The organism is Rhodobacter sp. NSM, from assembly GCF_052244495.1.
Taxonomy (GTDB): Bacteria; Pseudomonadota; Alphaproteobacteria; order Rhodobacterales; family Rhodobacteraceae; genus Cereibacter_A.
Map to the genome: position 1 here is coordinate 1 of NZ_JBQPXH010000008.1, position 17487 is coordinate 17487.

Here is a 17487-nt window from a genome sequence, read left to right on the forward strand (position 1 = left end):
GCTCTCCGCTCTCCGCTCTCCGCTCTCCGGCTCTCCGGCTCTCCGCTCTCCGCTCTCCGCTCTCCGCTCTCCGGCTCTCCGGCTCTCCTACATCTCGATGTCGAGCGTCACCGGGAAATGATCCGATGCGGCGAGCAGCGCCTCCTGCAGTTCGGGCACCTTGAAGCAGTTCGGGTCGTTCAGAGGGTGCCAGATCCGCCAGCGCGGCGCCTTGGCCGCGAGGTCGGGCGAGACCATGATGAAATCGAGCAGCGCCTCGAAATACTGCTGCTCGGTCGCGAGCCAGAAGCGGGCAGAGCTCGGCTGGATGCCGACGCGCTGGGTCAGGGCCATGCGGGCATGGGGCTCGTGCAGCCACCGGTCGGGCGGATCCTCGAGGCCCAGGACGATCTCGATCCCCGAGCGTCCGAAGAGCTTCTCGTATTCGTCGAGGCCGGGGCCATCGTTGAAGTCGCCCATCACCATCACGCTCTGGTGCCGCGCGAGGAGCGCGCTGACCCGGCGGCGGATCCAGACGCATTCGGCGAGCTGCTGGCGGCGGTTCTGGATGGCGATCCGCACCTCCTCGGCTCCGTTGCGCGCCCCGCGCACGGCCTTGGACTTGGCATGGACCCCGATCAGCCGAAGGGGATGGCCATCGGCGCGCACCGCAAGCTCGAGCGGCGGCTTCGAGAAGCGGATTGCCTCGGGCGTGGCGTCCACGTCAACGTCGATGCGGAAAACCTCGTCGAAGCGGGGGGCCTTGGAACTCGACTGCGGATCGTGCCGGGCCTCGATGCGCTCGGGATCGAAGAGGAGCGCGATCTCCTGGTCGGTCTCGTTGGGGAAACCCATCACGGCGCGCGAAGTGCGCAGTCCGGAGGTCCGCGCGAAGGTCTCGAGCGCCTTCACCGTCGAGCGGCGGCGCCCCTGGTTCGGCGCCTCGATCACCATGACCGCGTCGGCATCGAGCGCGCTGAACACGATGCCGAGCGATTCGATCTGGTTCCGGCGCGTGATCTCGTAGCGGCCCGAGAGCTCATTGTCGGCCAGGAGCCGGCCACGGTCGTCGAAGAGCCCGTTGAACCACTCGACGTTGTAGGTCGCGATGCGCAGCCGCCGGGCCATTCAGGCCGCCTGCTTCGCGCTGATCTCCTCCCAGGCGCGGTTGATGTCGATGAGCCGCCGCTCGGCCAGCCTCACCGCCTCTTCGGGCACGCCGCGGGCCACCATCCGGTCGGGGTGGCAGTCGCGCACTGCCTGCTTCCAGGCGATGCGAACCTCCTCGATCGGTGCCTCGTGCGGCACGCCGAGCACGTCGTAGGGATCGCGCGGCGCGTCCTTCACGAAGCGTGCCCGAAGCGCGCGGAAGCACCTGTCCCCGATCCCGAAGATGCGGGCCACCTCGCGCAGGAACGCGTCCTCGCCGGGATGATAATGGCCGTCGGCGACCGAGATGTGGAAGAGCCCCTCCATCAGGTCGATGAGGATGCGGTTGTCATCGCGGAACATGCCCTTGATCTTGCGGGCATAGGCGTCGAAGCCGGCCACGTCCTGCCGCGCGAGGTTGAAGACGCGGGCGGCGTTGGCCTCTTCGGACGGTGGGATCGCGAAGATCTGGCGGAAGGCGGCGACCTCGTTGCGCGTGACCTGCCCGTCGGCCTTGGCCATCTTGGCCCCGAGCGCGATCACGGCGATGGTGAAGGCGACCGAGCGCTCGGGCGCGGTGCGCAGGCGGTCCAGCACGGCCGAAAGACCCTCGCCCGCGGCGAGAGCGGCCAGCGCATCGGTTATTCGGCTCCAGATCGACATGGGTCCAGCATAGCCCCCGCAAGGCCCGCTGTCAGGAGAGGAATTTCTGCATCAGCACAAGGTCGAGCCATCGGCCGAACTTGTAGCCGACCTGAGGCAGCACCGCCGTCTCGGCATAGCCAAGGGCTGCGTGGAAGGCGCGCCCTTCCGGATTGGCCGCGCTGACGCCCGCGAAGATCGAATGCATCCCTGAACCGCGGGCATGGTCCTCCAGCGCGGCCATCAGCGCGCGCCCGAAGCCGCGACCCCGTGCCGCAGGCCCGAGGATGATCGTATGCTCCACCGTGTGCCGGTAGCCCACTCCGCCGCGGAATTGCGCATAGGTGGCAAAGCCGACCGGACCTTCGCCGGGATCGGCCACCAGGAAGGCCGGACGATCGGCGATCATGGAACGGAGTTCGTCGGTCGACTTCTCGGTCGCGTTGAAGGTGACCAGCGTGTCCCGGATGATCGGGTTCCAGATCGCGAGAAGCGCGGGCGCGTCCGCATCCACAGCGTGGCGGATCATGGGGTGCATGCCTCCGGCAGGAACATCATTGGATGATCCGTTCGCCGTCCGGCGTGGCGAGGACGAAACGGAGCAGCGGGCCGTCGGCTTCACGGATGTCGAGCCGCTCGTCCGACAGATGCGGCGCAAGCAGCCCGGCCAGTGCCTTCGCATCCGGATGCCGGATCTCGATACGGGTAAGACGCAGGCCGGAGTCAGGAAGGGCGGGAGGGTCGCCTTGCCATTCGATCAGCGCCGGAAAGAGGTTGTCGAAGGGGAGGCACCCGTTCTCGGGCACCGCCATGCGCCAGCGCAGCGCCCCGCGCGCCAGTTCGAGCGGCCGGCCGGCCTGCGGCAGCGCCGCAAGCGCCGCATCGAGATCGTCGCAGCGCAGGATCCAGTTCGAAGGGCGGGGCGGGCCGGCAAAGCGGTCCAGGTCGAACCAGCGCGGGAAGGGCGGCCTCGAGGTGTCGGGATCGGGCGCGATCACCTCGAGATAGGCGTCCCCGAGGCCCAGCAGCCGGTTGTGCGTCGCCATGAGCGCGTGGCGCCCGCCCGGACCCATCGGATGCCCGATCGCGGTCTCGACCGCCTCCGTGCCTTCGCTCAGCCGGGCGGCCGCCACCGCCACGTGGTCGATCCTCATCATGTGGTGGTCTTGACCGCCGGTGTCGCGTGAAGCGCAGTGGCGAGCGACTTGAAGCGCGCCTGCGCCACCTCGCCGTAGAGCGCGCTTCCCTCGGGAGTGAGTGTCAGCTCCAGGACCTTCTTCTTCGGCATGAGCTTGATGCTTCCCGCCGTGCCGGGATCGTCGATCGAGAACATCGAACCGAAGCGCATCGCCTTGCCCAGCACCTCGGCCTCGTTGATCTGCTCCTCGCTGAGCAGCCGGAACAGCGGCTCAAGCCGCGAGCCCGAGCGCGAGTTCTTGTAGCGGTGCAGAAGCGCAAGCCCGAGGAAGACGCGCCCCGGATGGTCGAGACCGCCGAGGTTCGCGCGGGTCGCGTTGTCGAAGCACATCTCGGCCCGGTAGTCGGGGTGGGCCCGCCAGGTGGTGTCGTGCAGCAGGCAGGCCGCCTTGATCAGGCGCTGCTGCTCGGCGGTGGCGTTCTTGAAGAGCGGCGAGAGGAACTGATAGAGCTTCTTGCCGAAGCCCGGGTTGCGTGCCGAGGTCGCCTCGGCCACCCGTGCGGCCTCGATCAGCGGATCGCGGGCGCGCAGGCGCGGCGGCATCTGTTCGTAGAGCAGCCCCTCCCGGATTCCGTAGGAGGAGACGTCGATCTCCTTCGGCTTGAAGATGCGGATCAGCTCGCGCAGCACCTCGACGGCGAGCGGCACCAGTTCCATCCGCTCGGCCGAGGTGCCGGTGCGGACGCGGAGCGCGGCGAGATCGCTGGCCTCGATCCAGTCCAGCGTCTCGAGCAGCGAGCGCGGCATCATCCGGTATTCGTGGAGCACGGTGAGCGGATAGCCGCGCCGCTCCATGTCGAGCCGCGCGATCACCCGCCATGAGCCGCCCACGAGGTAGATCCGGTCGCGGTCCGGCTGGATCGTCTGCTTGAGGCCCTTGATGATGCGGCTGACATGGGCCTGCCGCTCCTTCGGGCTGCCCTGCACCTGCTGGAGACGGAACGGGCCGAGCGGCGAGGTCACGCGCACACCCACCTTGCCGTCGCCGATCCGGGCCAGTTCCATCGAGTTGCCACCGATGTCGCAGACGATGCCGCGCGCGTTGGGCCAGCCCAGAAGCACGCCCTGCGCCGAAAGACGGGCCTCTTCGTCGCCGTCGATGACCCAGAGCCGGAGGCCCGTCTCGTTCAGGATCTCGGCCTGGAACTCGGGTCCGTCCTCCGCCTCGCGCACCGCGGCGGTGGCGACGACGGTCATCGGCGCGACCTTCATGCCGCGCGCCAGCAAGGAAAAGCGCCTGAGTGCCGCCAGGGCCCGCTCGCGGCCGCGCGGGTTCAGCCGGTTGGTCTCGGCCAGACCCTGACCCAGGCCGCACATGATCTTCTCGTTGAAGAAATAGGCCGGGCTGCGGGCGGCACCGTCGAATACGACCATCCGGACAGAGTTGGAGCCGACGTCCACCACGCCCACACGCGACAACGCACGGGCCGAAGGGTCCTCGAAAAGCGGCCTGCCGAAGGGACCGAACTCGTCATGCGGATCCGGGATGTCGTTCACGGCACATCTCCCGCATTGTTCGGGGTCAGGGTAACCTCTGGTTGCGCCCCGTCAATGCTCAATGCCGCGACGAGCCGGTGGGCGGAGCCCGGAGCCACGGGCGCCCTCAGGCCGAGGACGGTCGGGCGCGGCAGCAGCCCGTGCCGAAGAGGGGCGCAGCCCCGCCGGGCGCCGAAGAGGGCGGCACCGGTCACAAGGGGCCCTCGTCGCGCAGCACCGCGAGGCGCTGGACATCCTTCGCGCCGGCCGTCCCCCTGCCGGAGAGCGAAGGATTTTCCATGAAGAACTCGTGGCAGGAGAACCCGCCCTCGTCGGCCGGCGGCCTCACGTAGCGGCCATCGGGCTGGAGAAGCCAGCTCTGCGCCTCGTCCGCGAGGTTCGCCGCCATGATCTGCCCCACGATCTGCGCCTTGACGGTGGGGTTCAGCGCCTCGACCAGTGTCTCTACCCGGCGGTCCATGTTGCGGCCCATCCAGTCGGCCGAGGAGAAGAACACCCGCGCCTTCTTCGAGGGCAGGCCCGATCCGTTGCCGAAACAGACGATCCGGCTGTGTTCGAGGAAGCGGCCGACGACCGACTTCACGCGGATATTGTCCGACAGCCCCTTCACGCCCGGGCGAAGGCCGCAGATCCCGCGCACGATCAGGCTGATCTTCACGCCGGCCTGGCTCGCGACATAGAGCGCGTCGATCAGCTGCGGGTCGATGATGGAATTGACCTTGAGCCAGATCTCGGCCGGGCGTCCGGCGCGGGCATGGTCGGCCTCGGCCGCGATCAGCTCGTGCAGGCGGCCGCGCAGGGTGATGGGGGCAATCGCCACGTTCTCGAGCCCGACGGGCTGAACGTAGCCCGAGAGGTAGTTGAAGATCTTGGTCGCGTCCCGACCGAGTGCCGGATCGCAGGTGAAGAAGGAGAGGTCCGTGTAGACCCGCGCGGTGATCGGGTGGTAGTTGCCCGTTCCGTAATGGGTGTAGGTCACGAGGTTGTCGCCCTCGCGCCGGACCACCGTCGAGATCTTGGCGTGCGTCTTCAGATGCATGAAGCCGTACACGACATGTGCTCCCGCCCGTTCGAGCCGCCGGGACTGGCGGATGTTGGCGGCCTCGTCGAAGCGGGCTTTGAGTTCCACAAGCGCCGTCACCGACTTGCCCGCCTCGGCCGCCTCGCAGAGCGCCGAGACGATGGGGCTGTCCCAGCTCGTGCGGTAGAGCGTCTGCTTGATCGCCAGCACGTTCGGGTCGCTCGCCGCCTGCTGCAGGAACCGGATCACGAGGTCGAAGGTCTCGTAGGGGTGGTGCAGCAGGATGTCCTTCTGACGGATCGACGAGAACATGTCGCCTTCGTGGTCGCCCACCCGCTCGGGCACCCGCGGGGTGAAGGCGGGCCAGAGCAGATCCGGCCGTGACGGGACCACCAGTTCCTTCAGGTCGGCCACGCCGATCACGCCTCGGACTTCGATCACCTCGTCCGAGGTGACGCCGAGTTCTTCCATGATCAGCGCGTGAAGCTCCTTCGGTGCGCCGGCGCTGATCTTCATCCGGATCACCTCGCCGCGGCGGCGGCGCTTCAGCGCGGTCTCGAACTCGCGCACGAGGTCCTCGGCCTCGTCCTCAACCTCGAGATCGCTGTCGCGCAGGACGCGGAAGGTGCAGTGGCCGCGTTCGGCATATCCTGGGAAGAGCATGCCCAGATGCAGCAGCAGCAGTTCCTCGAGCGGCAGGAAGCGCTGCTCGCCGTCCTTCGCGGGCAGTTCCACGAAGCGGCTGATCTGCTGCGGGATCGGCAGAAGGGCCTGCAGCGGGCGGCGGTCGGACCTGCGTTCAAGCTCGAGCCCCAGCGTGAACCCCGTGTTCGGGATGAAGGGAAAGGGGTGGGCCGGGTCGATGGCGAGCGGCGAAAGGACCGGGAAGACCTTCGACAGGAAGAGGTCCTCGAGATGACGCAGATCGCGCGCGGTGAGCTTCGAGCGGGTGAGGATCGTGATCCCCTGCTCTTCCATCTCGCGGCGCAGCTTGTTCCAGACCGTCTGCTGGGCCTGCATCAGCCGGCGCGCGTCGGCGTTGATCAGCTGGAGCTGCTCGGCCGGGGTGCGCCCGTCCTCGGACAGGAGAAGATTGCCCGCGCGCACGAGCGCCCGCAGGCCAGCCACCCGGACGGTATAGAATTCGTCGAGGTTGGTGGCCGAAATCGACAGGAACCGAAGACGTTCGAGCAGGGGCACGCGCGGATTGCCTGCCTCGTCCAGGACCCTCCAGTTGAAGGCGAGCCAGCTGAGTTCGCGGTTGAAGAAGCGTCTGGGGCCGGCGACCTCTTCCTCCTGCAGCGGGACGGGATCGGGAAAGGGGGCCCTCAGGAAATCTGCCGGTGTCATGTTCTCAGCCTTGGTTCCGGGTCGTTTGCCCGTTTCTTGTAACGGTTGCATGACGCTATCAGTCGACACCCGGCGTTCCGAGGAGATCCGCCGCCATCTGGCGCGAGATCGGCCGACGTTCGGCCAGCGAGCGGGCGTCGAGTTCCGCCACCAGCGCGCGCGCCGCATCGCAGGACCGGTCCATCCGTGCCACGAGCCATGGCACCAGCATGGCCGGCACCGCGATCTGGCGATCGGCGAAGAGCTTGACGAGAATGGCCGAGAGGAGGGCATCGTCCGGAGCCTCGAGCCGGGTCACGGCGGCGGCCTGCATCCGGCTTTCGAGGTCGGGGAGCCGCAAGCCCCAGTCGCGCGGCGGCACGGCCGCGGTGATGAGGAGCGCGCCAGACCGTTCGAGCATGAGGTTGTGGAGGTGGAAGAGCGCCTCTTCGGCGGCCCGTTCGCCGCCCAGCCGCTCGGCATCCTCGACCGCCACGGCGCCATCGGCGGCAAGCGCGGGCAGGTCGGCGCGCGCCAGCGCCTCGGCCGGGATCAGCCGCGCCCCGGACTGCGCCGCCCAGACATGGGCCAGATGGGTCTTGCCCGAGCCGCGCGGGCCCACCAGCACCATCTTGCCTCGCGGCCAGTCGCGCCAGCGGTCGAGGCTCGCCAGTGCCAGCGCATTGGCCGGCGAGACGAAGAAATCCTCGCGGCTGAGCGCCGGACGGACCGGCAGGTCGAAGGCAAGCTGGCCCTTCACCGCTCGTCCTCGGCCGTGATCACATGGGTGCCGCGATAGAGGCGCGAGCCGGTGTATTGCCGGATGCCGAAGCGCGCGAGCACCCCGATGGCCGCCGCCACCGGAACCGCGACCAGCATGCCCACGAAGCCGAAGATCGATCCGAAGGCAGAGAGGGCGAAGAGCAGCCAGAGCGGGTGCAGCCCCACCGATCCGCCAACGAGGCGCGGGGTGATGACGTTGCCCTCGAGGAACTGCCCGAGCGCGAAGATGCCGGCCACGAGCCCGATCGAGAGCCAGTCGCCCCAGAACTGGAAGAGCGCCAGACCGATCGCCAGCGCGCCACCGATCAGCGCGCCAACGTAAGGGATGAAGGTGATCGCGCCGGCGATGGCGCCCACGACTAGGCCGAACTGCAGGCCCACCGCCGCCAGCGCCACCGCATAGAAGGTCCCCAGCACGAGGCAGACCGAGATCTGCCCGCGCACGAAGCCTGCCAGCACCTCGTCGATCTCGCGGGCGAGGCGGCGGAGCGTCGGCGCATGGTCGCGCGGCAGCCAGCTGTCGATCTTGGCCACCATCGGGTCCCAGTCGAGCAGCAGGTAGAAGCTCACGACCGGCACCACGACCATGAAGATCACCGCGTTGATCACGCCATAGGCGGAAGTGAGGACAGTGTTGGCAAGCTCGCCACCCCGCTCCTTGATCGTGTCGCCGATCGACAGGAGGGTCTGGCGCGCGGTGCTCGTCTCGTCCGAAAGCTGCGGGAAGTGATCGAGCAGGAAGGAATGAAGCTGGCGGAAGATCGTGGGCGCGGCGTCGATCAGCGCGGTGAGCTGGCTGACCAGCGTCGGGATCACGGCGAGGACGAGCAGCACGACGACGAGGAGCATGGCGACCGAGATCAGCGTGGTCGCCGCGACCCGGCTCAACCCCGCGCGCTCGAGCCGGTCGGCAATGGGATCGAGGAAATAGGCGATGGCGCCGCCCACGATGAAGGGCAGGATCACGTCCCCCAGCAGCCAGAGGACGAGGAGGAAGATGAGGCTGGACAGCCCCCACCACTTGGCTTGATCGCTGATCGGAAGGGCCATGCCTGAAACCTCGGTGACGTCCTGCAGAAATGGCCCATGGTCCCGCGCCATGCAAGGGAAAGGCGGATCCTCGGCGCCGCGACGCCGCATGAGCCCCCGAAGCGATGAGCGAGGGCCGGTCGAAGCCTCGCCCTCTGGCACTGACGGCGGCGAAAACCTCCATCTGCAGGCGTCTTGGGCGGGTTGCCGCGCGGGCGGCGCTTGCCTGCCCCCGCGGCCTCGCCTAAACCCCTTGCCGAACAGTCCACCGAACAGACACGGGGCCCCCATGCGCCTGAGCCGCTACTTCCTTCCAGTCCTGAAGGAGAACCCTTCCGAGGCGCAGATCGTCAGCCACCGCTACATGCTGCGCGCCGGCATGATCAAGCAGCAGGCGGCGGGGATCTATTCCTGGCTGCCGCTGGGCTTCAAGGTGCTCAAGCGCATCGAGCAGATCGTGCACGAGGAGCAGATCCGCGCGGGTCACATCCCGCTCCTGATGCCGACGCTGCAGCCGGCCGACCTCTGGCGGGAATCGGGCCGCTACGACGATTACGGCGAGGAAATGCTGCGCATCACCGACCGCCACAAGCGCGACATGCTCTACGGGCCTACGAACGAGGAGATGATCACCGACATCTTCCGCAGCCATGTGACGAGCTACAAGGACCTGCCGCTGACGCTCTACCACATCCAGTGGAAGTTCCGCGACGAGATCCGCCCGCGCTTCGGCGTGATGCGGGGCCGCGAGTTCCTGATGAAGGACGGCTACAACTTCGACATCGACTACGACGCGGCGATCCACGCCTACAACCGCCACATGGTGAGCTATCTGCGCACCTACGAGCGGATGGGGCTGCAGGCGATCCCGATGCGCGCGGCCTCGGGCCCCATCGGCGGGGACAACACCCACGAGTTCCTCGTGCTGGCTTCCACAGGCGAGTCCGAGGTCTTCTACGATGCGGCGATCACCGACCTGAAGTTCGGCGACCGCGTGGTGAATTACGACGACCGCGCCGAATGCGAGGCCATCGTCAAGGAATGGACCACGCCCTATGCGCGGACCGACGAGACCCATGACGAGGCGATCTTCGGCCAGATCCCGGAAGAGCGCCGCCGCAGCTCGCGGGGGATCGAGGTCGGGCAGATCTTCTATTTCGGCACCAAGTATTCCGAGCCGATGGGTGCCGCCGTGGTGACGGCCGACGGCAGCCGGGTGCCGGTCCACATGGGCTCGCACGGGATCGGCGTGTCGCGGCTTCTGGGTGCGATCATCGAGGCCAGCCACGACGACAAGGGCATCATCTGGCCCGAGGGCGTCACGCCCTTCCATGTCGGCATCGTCAACCTCAAGCAGGGCGACAGCTCGACCGATCTCGCCTGCGAGGCGCTCTACCGCGACCTCTCGGCGAAGGGGCTCGAGCCGCTCTACGACGACCGCGACGAGCGGGCGGGGGCGAAGTTCGCGACGATGGACCTGATCGGCCTGCCCTGGCGGATCACGGTGGGGCCGCGCGGGATTTCTGCGGGCAAGGTCGAGCTCACCAACCGCCGCACGGGCGAGAGCGAGGAGCTGTCCTCGGGCGCGGCGGTGGACCGCGTGGTGCAGGTCTACGCCGGGATCTGAGCGGCGCGCTTCGGAACCGCCGGGGGTCTGTCTGCCCCCCGGACCCCCCGAGGATATTTGAGCGAGAATGAAAGCGGTTGTTGGCCCGGCGGGCCGGCCGGACCCTGCGGCGGACGCGAAAGGATGGACGGGATGGCTGACCGGACGCGGCCCTTTGCGGCTTTCGAATGGATGATCGCCTGGCGCTACCTGCGCGCCCGCCGCGCCGAGGGCGGGGTGTCGGTCATGACCTGGATCAGCCTCGTGGGGATCACGCTGGCGGTCTTCGCGCTGATTGCGACGCTCTCGGTCCGCGCAGGCTTCAGGGCCGAGTTCGTGGACACGATCCTTGGGGCGAACGCCCATGTCACGGTCTATTCCGCCGGCCGTGTCTCCGAGACGGGCCAGCTGATCCGCGGCTTCGAGGAGTATGACCCGGTGGCCGCGCGCTTGGCGACCGTGCCGGGCGTGCTGCGCGCGGCCCCGGTGGTGAAGGGGCAGGTGATGGCCACCGCCAACGGCGCCTCCTCGGGCGTCGAGGTGTTCGGGATGCGGCAGGCCGATCTTGCCACCATCCCCCGCATCGGCGTCGGGGCCGAGCATGTGGGCGACATCGACCGTTTCGACGCGGGCATCGCGCTGGGCTCGGGCGTGGCGCAGGAGCTGGGGGTGAGCGTGGGCGACCGCGTGCGGCTGATCTCGCCCGACGGGGTGAAGACGGCTTTCGGCACCTCGCCCCGCGTCTCGGCCTACGAGGTGGTCTATGTCTTCACCGCGGGCCGCTACGACATCGACCGCACGCGGGTCTACATGCCGCTCGCCGAGGCGCAGAGCTACTTCAACCGCGAGGGCCGCGCCGACGAGATCGAGGTGATGGTCGAGGATCCCGAGGCGGTCGATGCGATGGCGCCCGCGCTGATGCAGGCGGCGGGCGAGGGCTCGATGCTCTGGACCTGGCGCGATTCGGCGGGCTCGTTCCTGCGCGCCCTGACCATCGAGGACAATGTGATGTTCGTGATCCTGTCGATCCTCGTGCTGATCGCCTCGATGAACATCGTCTCGGGCCTCATCATGCTGGTGAAGAACAAGGGTCGCGACATCGGCATCCTGCGCACCATGGGGCTGACCGAGGGCTCGATCCTGCGGGTCTTCTTCCTCTGCGGCGCCTCGACCGGGCTGATCGGCACGGCGGCGGGCGTGGCGCTGGGCTGTCTCTTCACGATCTACATCGATCCGATCTTCTCGCTCGTGAACTACGTCTCGGGCGGGGGCGTCTGGGATCCCTCGATCCGCGGCATCTATGCGCTGCCCGCGAAGCTGCAATGGGCGGATGTCTTCTCGGCGGTAGCGCTGTCGCTGGGCCTGTCCTTCTTCGTCACGCTGATCCCCGCGCGCCGCGCGGCCCGCATGAACCCGGTCGAGGCGCTGCGCTATGAGTGAGATGCTGGTTCTGGACGGGCTCACCAAGGCCTACAACCGCGGCAAGCCAGGCGAGGTGACGGTGCTGCGTGGCGCCACGCTCTCGGTGGGCACGGGCGAGGTGGTGGCGCTGGTGGCGCCCTCGGGGGCGGGGAAATCCACGCTGCTCCATATCGCGGGGCTGCTAGACACGCCCGACGAAGGCCGCGTGGCCATCGGCGGGACCGAGATCGCGGGTCTCGGCGACCGGGCGCGGACGGAGACGCGGCGGCGCGAGGTGGGCTTCATCTACCAGTTCCACCATCTCCTGCCCGAATTCACCGCGCTCGAGAATGTGGTGCTGCCGCAGCTGGCGAACGGCGTCGCGCGGGGCGCGGCCGTGGCGCGGGCGCGCGACCTTCTGGGCCGCGTGGGGGTGGGCGCGCGCGAGGGCCATCGGCCGGCCGCGCTTTCGGGCGGCGAGCAGCAGCGCGTGGCCTTCTGCCGGGCGCTCGCCAACGCCCCTCGGCTGCTTCTGGCCGACGAGCCCACGGGCAACCTCGATCCCGGCACCTCGGATCAGGTGTTCGGCGTGCTGATGGATCTGGTGCGCGGGACCGGCCTCTCTGCCCTTATCGCCACCCACAATCTGGAGCTGGCCGCGCGTATGGACCGGGTGGTGCGGCTGGACGCCGGTCGGGTCGTCTGATCTGCGTCAATGCCCCCGGCCGGCCGGGGTGGTCATCTGGCCCGAAAGGGAGGATGCCATGAAACGCGCCTTGATCGCCCTCGTAGCCCTGCCGCTCGCGGCCTGTGTGGCGCAGCCCGGCGTGCCCACTGGACGCGCGGATTTCACCGCGCTCTGCGCCGGATGCCACGGGGCCGGGGGCCGCGGCGACGGCGATATGGCGGCGCTGCTCGACCAGAAGCCTGCCGATCTCACCACGCTTTCCGCGCGCAACGGCGGCCGCTTTCCCGGCACGCGCGTCATGGCGCAGATCTGGGGCTATGCGAAGACGGGCGACCGGGTGATGCCCGAGTTCGGCCCGCTTCTCGACAGCGAGATGGTGCCCTTCGACGGCGGCGACGGGATCCTGACGCCCACGCCGATCCGGCTCGTCCAGCTCGAGCAATATCTGCGCACTCTTCAGCAATGAGCCGCGGAGGGCGGGTGCGCGGTGCTTCCCTTGGCGGGCGGGCGGGACTATGGTCCGCCTCCCACCGACCAGAGCCGGACCCCATGAGCACCGACGTCATCCGCCGCATTCCCTCGCTGATCGCCGCCGAGATCGCGGCCCGTCCCGATCAGGTCGCGGCCGCCATCGAGCTTCTCGACGGCGGCGCGACCGTGCCCTTCGTCGCCCGCTACCGCAAGGAGGCGACGGGCGGCCTCGACGACACGCAGCTGCGCACGCTCTCGGAGCGGCTGGCCTATCTGCGCGAGCTCGAGGCGCGGCGCGAGACGATCCTGGGCTCGATCCGCGATCAGGGCAAGCTCACGTCCGAGCTCGAGGCGCAGGTGGTGAAGGCCACGACCAAGTCCGAGCTCGAGGACATCTACCTGCCCTACAAGCCGAAGCGGCGCACCAAGGCCATGATCGCGCGCGAGAACGGCCTCGGGCCCTTGGCCGAGGCGATCCTCGCCGACCGCGCGGCGGTGCCGGCGGAGTTGGCGAAGGCCTATGTCTCCGAGGCCGTGCCGGACGTGAAGGCCGCGCTGGAAGGCGCGCGCGATATCGTGGCCGAGGGACTTGCCGAGAATGCGGATCTGCTGGGCCGGCTCCGCGCCCACATGAAGCAGGTGGGGCGTATTTCGGCCAAGGTCGTCGAAGGGAAGGAGGCGGAAGGCGCCAAGTTCTCGGACTATTTCGCCCATTCCGAGGCCTGGGCCACCGCGGCGGGCCACCGGGTGCTCGCCATGCTGCGGGGGCGCAACGAGGGGGTGCTGACGCTCGATCTCGAGGTCGATGCCGATGCGGCGCGGGGCGAGAGCCCGGCCGAGCGGATGGCCGGCCTCGCGCTTCAGGCGGCGGGCAGGGGGCCGGGCGACCAGTGGCTGCGCGAGGCGGCCTCCTGGGCCTGGCGGGTGAAGCTGCGCACCTCGCTCACGCTCGACCTGATGGCCGAGCTCCGCGAGCGGGCCGAGGCCGAGGCGATCGGTGTCTTCGCGCGGAACCTCAAGGATCTGCTGCTGGCGGCACCTGCCGGCGGCAAGGTCACGATGGGGATCGACCCGGGCATCCGCACTGGCTGCAAGGTTGCGGTGGTGGACGCGACGGGGAAGGTTCTCGCCACCTCGACCGTCTATCCGTTCCAGCCCAAGAACGACCTGCGCGGCGCGCAGATCGAGCTGATGAAGCTGATCCGCGCCCATGGCGTGACGCTGATCGCCATCGGGAACGGCACGGCAAGCCGCGAGAGCGAGAAGATGGTGGCTGACCTTCTGGCGGCGCTCCCGGGAGAGGCGCCGAAGCCCGTCAAGGTGATCGTGAGCGAGGCGGGCGCCTCGGTCTATTCGGCGAGCGCGTTGGCGGCGGCCGAGTTCCCCGATCTCGACGTGTCCCTGCGCGGCGCGGTCTCGATCGCGCGGCGGCTGCAGGATCCGCTGGCGGAACTGGTGAAGATCGAGCCGAAATCCATCGGTGTTGGCCAGTATCAGCATGATGTGGACCAGCACCGTCTGGGGCGCTCGCTGGAGGCCGTGGTCGAGGATGCGGTGAACGCGGTGGGCGTGGATCTGAACACGGCCTCGGCGCCGCTGCTGGCGCGCGTCTCGGGCGTGGGGCCGGGTCTGGCCGAGGCCATCGTGCAGCACCGCAATGCGAACGGTCCCTTCGCCAGGCGCCGCGACCTCCTCAAGGTCGCGCGTCTGGGCCCCCGCGCCTTCGAGCAGGCGGCGGGCTTCCTGCGTATCCCGAACGGGACCGAGCCGCTCGACGCCTCGTCCGTTCACCCCGAGGCCTATGATGTGGCGCGCCGGATCGTGGCCGCCTGCGGGCGCGACCTGCGCAGCCTGATGGCCGAGCCGCAACGGCTGCGGGCGCTCGACCCGCAGGACTTCACCGACGAGCGCTTCGGCCTGCCGACCGTCCGCGATATCCTTGCGGAACTGGAAAAGCCCGGGCGCGACCCGCGCCCGACGTTCAAGACCGCGACCTTCACCGAAGGGGTCGAGGAGATCTCGGACCTGAAGGTGGGCATGATGCTGGAGGGGACCGTGACCAATGTCGCGGCCTTTGGCGCCTTCGTCGATGTGGGGGTGCATCAGGACGGGCTCGTGCATGTGAGCCAGCTTGCCGACCGCTTCGTGAAGGATCCGCACGAGGTGGTGAAGGCGGGCGACGTGGTGAAGGTGCGGGTGGTCGAGGTGGATGTGGCGCGCAAGCGCATCGGCCTGACGATGCGCAAGGACAGCGCCGATGCGCGCGCGCAGGCCGCCGAGCGTCGCACGGCCGAGCCGCCGCGGAAGGGCGGCAAGCCGCTGCCGCGGCAGGCCGCCCCGCGCGAGACTACGTCTGGCAACCCGTTTGCCGATGCGCTGAAGGGGCTGCGGCGGGACTGAGGCGCGGGACGGGCAGGGGGCGCAGGGCGGCCCTTGCCCGGACTGCCGGTTGGGTCGCGAGGCGGGGGCGCCGGTCGGCCTTGCATGTATCGCCACCGGATGTGCGGGGGTGGCGCCGAAGGGCATCGCGCGCTCTTGTCAGCCGATCTGCGCTGCCCGTTGCCGCCGGCGGGGGCGCTGCCCCCGCACCCCCGGGATATTTGGGCGAGAATGAAGAGGCGCGGTCACGAAGGAGCAAGACGAGGCGCAGAGGGTCAGACGTCGAGCTCTTCCACGAACCGCGCGTTCTCCTGGATGTACTGGAAGCGGAGCTCCGGCTTCTTGCCCATCAAGCGCTCGACCAGATCGCCCGTCTCTCCCGGCTCGTCCTCGTCGATCGAGACGCGGATGAGTTTCCGCGTCGCCGGGTTCATCGTCGTGTCCTTGAGGTCCTTGGCGTCCATCTCGCCCAGACCCTTGAAGCGCTGCACGTCGATCTTGCCCTTGCCGCCGAGGCCCTTCGCCAGCCAGATCTCCTTTTCCACGTCGTCAGCGACGTAGAGCCGCTTCGCCCCCTGGGTGAGGCGGTAGAGCGGGGGACAGGCGAGATAGAGATGGCCGCGGTCGATCAGCGGGCGCATCTGGGTGAAGAAGAAGGTCATCAGCAGCGAGGCGATATGGGCGCCGTCCACGTCCGCGTCCGTCATGATGATGATCTTGTCGTAGCGCAGCTCCTCGATGTTGAACCGCGTGCCCATGCCGGTGCCGAGCGCCTGGCAGAGGTCGTTGATCTCGGCGTTGGCGCCCATCTTGCCGGAGGCCGCGCCCAGCACGTTCAGGATCTTGCCCCGGAGCGGCAGGAGCGCCTGGGTGGCGCGGTCGCGCGCCATCTTGGCCGAGCCGCCGGCCGAGTCGCCCTCGACGATGAAGAGCTCGGTCCCGTCGCGGGCGGTGGCGGAGCAGTCGACGAGCTTGCCGGGCAGGCGCAGCTTCTTGGTGGCGGACTTGCGCTGCGTCTCCTTCTCCTGCCGGCGGCGGAGGCGCTCTTCGGCGCGCAGCACGAGGAAGTCGAGGATGGCGCCGGCGGATTTCGTGTTGGCTGCGAGCCAGTTGTCGAAGTGGTCGCGGACCGCGTTCTCGACCAGCTTCGCGGCTTCCTCGGTGGCGAGCCGGTCCTTGGTCTGCCCCACGAACTGCGGTTCGCGGATGAAGACCGAGATCAGCGCCGAGCCGCCCGCCAGCATGTCGTCGCGGGTGATCTGGTCGGCCTTGCGGTTCTTCACGAGCTCGCCATAGGCGCGGATGCCCTTGAGGATCGCCGACCAGAAGCCGCTTTCATGCGTGCCGCCTTCAGGGGTGGGCACGGTGTTGCAGTAGGACTGGATGAAGCCGTCGCGCGCGGGCGTCCAGTTGATCGCCCATTCGACCGAGCCGGGCACGCCGAATTTCTCCTGAAAGCCCACCTTCCCGGCGAAGGGCTTTTCGGCATAGGTCGAGGCGCCGGAGAGTTGCTCGGCCAGGTAGTCGCCCAGGCCTCCGGGGAAGTGGAAGACGGCCTCCTGCGGCATGTCACCATCGGGAACCGCGGATTTCCAGCGGATCTCGACGCCCGAGAAAAGATAGGCCTTGGAGCGCGCCATCTTCATCAGCCGGGCCGGCTTGAACTGGAGATGGCCGAAGATCTCGGGGTCGGGGTGGAAGGTGATCGTGGTGCCGCGGCGGTTCGAGGCGGCGCCCACCATCTTGACCGGCCCCTGCGAGACACCACGCGAGAAGCTCTGCACCCAGAGTTCGCGATTGCGCGCAACCTCGACCCGGAGCGTATCCGAGAGCGCGTTCACCACCGAGGCGCCGACGCCATGCAGACCGCCCGAGGTCTGGTAGGCCTTCCCCGAGAACTTGCCGCCCGCGTGCAGCGTGCAGAGGATGACCTCGAGCGCGGATTTGCCCGGAAACTTCGGATGCGGATCGACCGGGATGCCGCGGCCGTTGTCGCGGACCGTCACCGAATGATCGGCGTGAAGTTCGACCTCGATGCGCGTGGCATGGCCTGCGACCGCCTCGTCCATCGAGTTGTCGAGGATCTCGGCCACGAGGTGATGCAGCGCCCGCTCGTCCGTGCCGCCGATATACATGCCGGGACGCTTGCGCACGGGCTCGAGCCCTTCGAGCACCTCGATCGAGGAGGCGTCATAGGTTTCCGGCTGGCCGGAGAGGAGGTCATTGGCCATGGCTGCTCGATTCTTTCTGGGCGACTGGAATAGGATTAGAGCATCCCGCGATGCAGGTGCGCAAGATCTGGTGGTTCTGACCGG

At 68.6% G+C, this 17487-nt stretch carries 14 protein-coding genes; 5 read left to right on the top strand and 9 right to left on the bottom strand.

Annotated elements, in window-relative coordinates; all coding sequences use genetic code 11:
* Positions 1-87: 87 nt before the first annotated feature.
* The 8 genes from ACTVZP_RS15165 to ACTVZP_RS15200 form a co-directional block, all read right to left on the bottom strand.
* Positions 88-1107, bottom strand: coding sequence for an endonuclease/exonuclease/phosphatase family protein (locus tag ACTVZP_RS15165; protein WP_443213004.1), 1020 nt, complete (start codon positions 1105-1107; stop codon positions 88-90).
* Entirely contained in the window at positions 1108-1791 is a 684-nt protein-coding gene (locus ACTVZP_RS15170; protein WP_443213005.1) for a TerB family tellurite resistance protein, read from the bottom strand.
* Between the two features lie 31 nt (positions 1792-1822).
* The gene (locus tag ACTVZP_RS15175) at positions 1823-2299 is read right to left on the bottom strand and encodes a GNAT family N-acetyltransferase (protein WP_443213006.1); all 477 of its coding nucleotides are present in this window, start codon (positions 2297-2299) and stop codon (positions 1823-1825) included.
* A 25-nt stretch (positions 2300-2324) separates the two neighbouring features.
* Positions 2325-2927 carry a VOC family protein gene (locus ACTVZP_RS15180; protein ID WP_443213007.1) on the bottom strand — a complete coding sequence of 201 codons (603 nt, stop codon included), beginning with the start codon at positions 2925-2927 and terminating at the stop codon, positions 2325-2327.
* Positions 2924-4465, bottom strand: a complete 1542-nt coding sequence (locus ACTVZP_RS15185) for a Ppx/GppA family phosphatase (RefSeq protein ID WP_443213008.1) — start codon at positions 4463-4465, stop codon at positions 2924-2926. The genes ACTVZP_RS15180 and ACTVZP_RS15185 overlap by 4 nt, the downstream gene beginning before the upstream one ends.
* A 190-nt stretch (positions 4466-4655) precedes the next feature.
* Positions 4656-6836 (bottom strand): RNA degradosome polyphosphate kinase, encoded by a 2181-nt coding sequence (locus tag ACTVZP_RS15190; RefSeq protein WP_443213009.1) that lies wholly within the window; start codon positions 6834-6836, stop codon positions 4656-4658.
* Between the two features lie 58 nt (positions 6837-6894).
* Complete coding sequence (locus tag ACTVZP_RS15195; RefSeq protein WP_443213010.1) at positions 6895-7575, bottom strand: chromosomal replication initiator DnaA; 681 nt, start codon at positions 7573-7575, stop codon at positions 6895-6897.
* Positions 7572-8648 carry an AI-2E family transporter gene (locus ACTVZP_RS15200; RefSeq protein WP_443213011.1) on the bottom strand — a complete coding sequence of 359 codons (1077 nt, stop codon included), beginning with the start codon at positions 8646-8648 and terminating at the stop codon, positions 7572-7574. Before ACTVZP_RS15200 ends, ACTVZP_RS15195 begins: the two co-directional genes overlap by 4 nt.
* 268 nt (positions 8649-8916) lie before the next feature.
* On the opposite strand from ACTVZP_RS15200, the gene proS reads away from it, so the two are divergent.
* The 5 genes from proS (at position 8917) to ACTVZP_RS15225 (ending at position 15193) form a co-directional block, all read left to right on the top strand.
* Entirely contained in the window at positions 8917-10254 is a 1338-nt protein-coding gene (gene proS / locus ACTVZP_RS15205; RefSeq protein ID WP_443213012.1) for a proline--tRNA ligase, read from the top strand.
* A gap of 132 nt (positions 10255-10386) precedes the next feature.
* Entirely contained in the window at positions 10387-11673 is a 1287-nt protein-coding gene (locus ACTVZP_RS15210; RefSeq protein ID WP_443213013.1) for a lipoprotein-releasing ABC transporter permease subunit, read from the top strand.
* On the top strand, positions 11666-12340 hold the full coding sequence (locus ACTVZP_RS15215) for an ABC transporter ATP-binding protein (protein ID WP_443213014.1): 675 nt from the start codon (positions 11666-11668) through the stop codon (positions 12338-12340). The genes ACTVZP_RS15210 and ACTVZP_RS15215 overlap by 8 nt, the downstream gene beginning before the upstream one ends.
* Positions 12341-12398: 58 nt before the next feature.
* Positions 12399-12788, top strand: coding sequence for a c-type cytochrome (locus ACTVZP_RS15220; RefSeq protein ID WP_443213015.1), 390 nt, complete (start codon positions 12399-12401; stop codon positions 12786-12788).
* An 83-nt stretch (positions 12789-12871) separates the two neighbouring features.
* Positions 12872-15193 (top strand): Tex family protein, encoded by a 2322-nt coding sequence (locus tag ACTVZP_RS15225; protein WP_443213016.1) that lies wholly within the window; start codon positions 12872-12874, stop codon positions 15191-15193.
* Positions 15194-15447: 254 nt separating this feature from the next.
* Here ACTVZP_RS15225 and parE read toward each other — a convergent pair whose 3' ends face one another.
* Entirely contained in the window at positions 15448-17403 is a 1956-nt protein-coding gene (gene parE, locus ACTVZP_RS15230; protein ID WP_443213017.1) for a DNA topoisomerase IV subunit B, read from the bottom strand.
* Between the last annotated feature and the right edge of the window lie 84 nt (positions 17404-17487).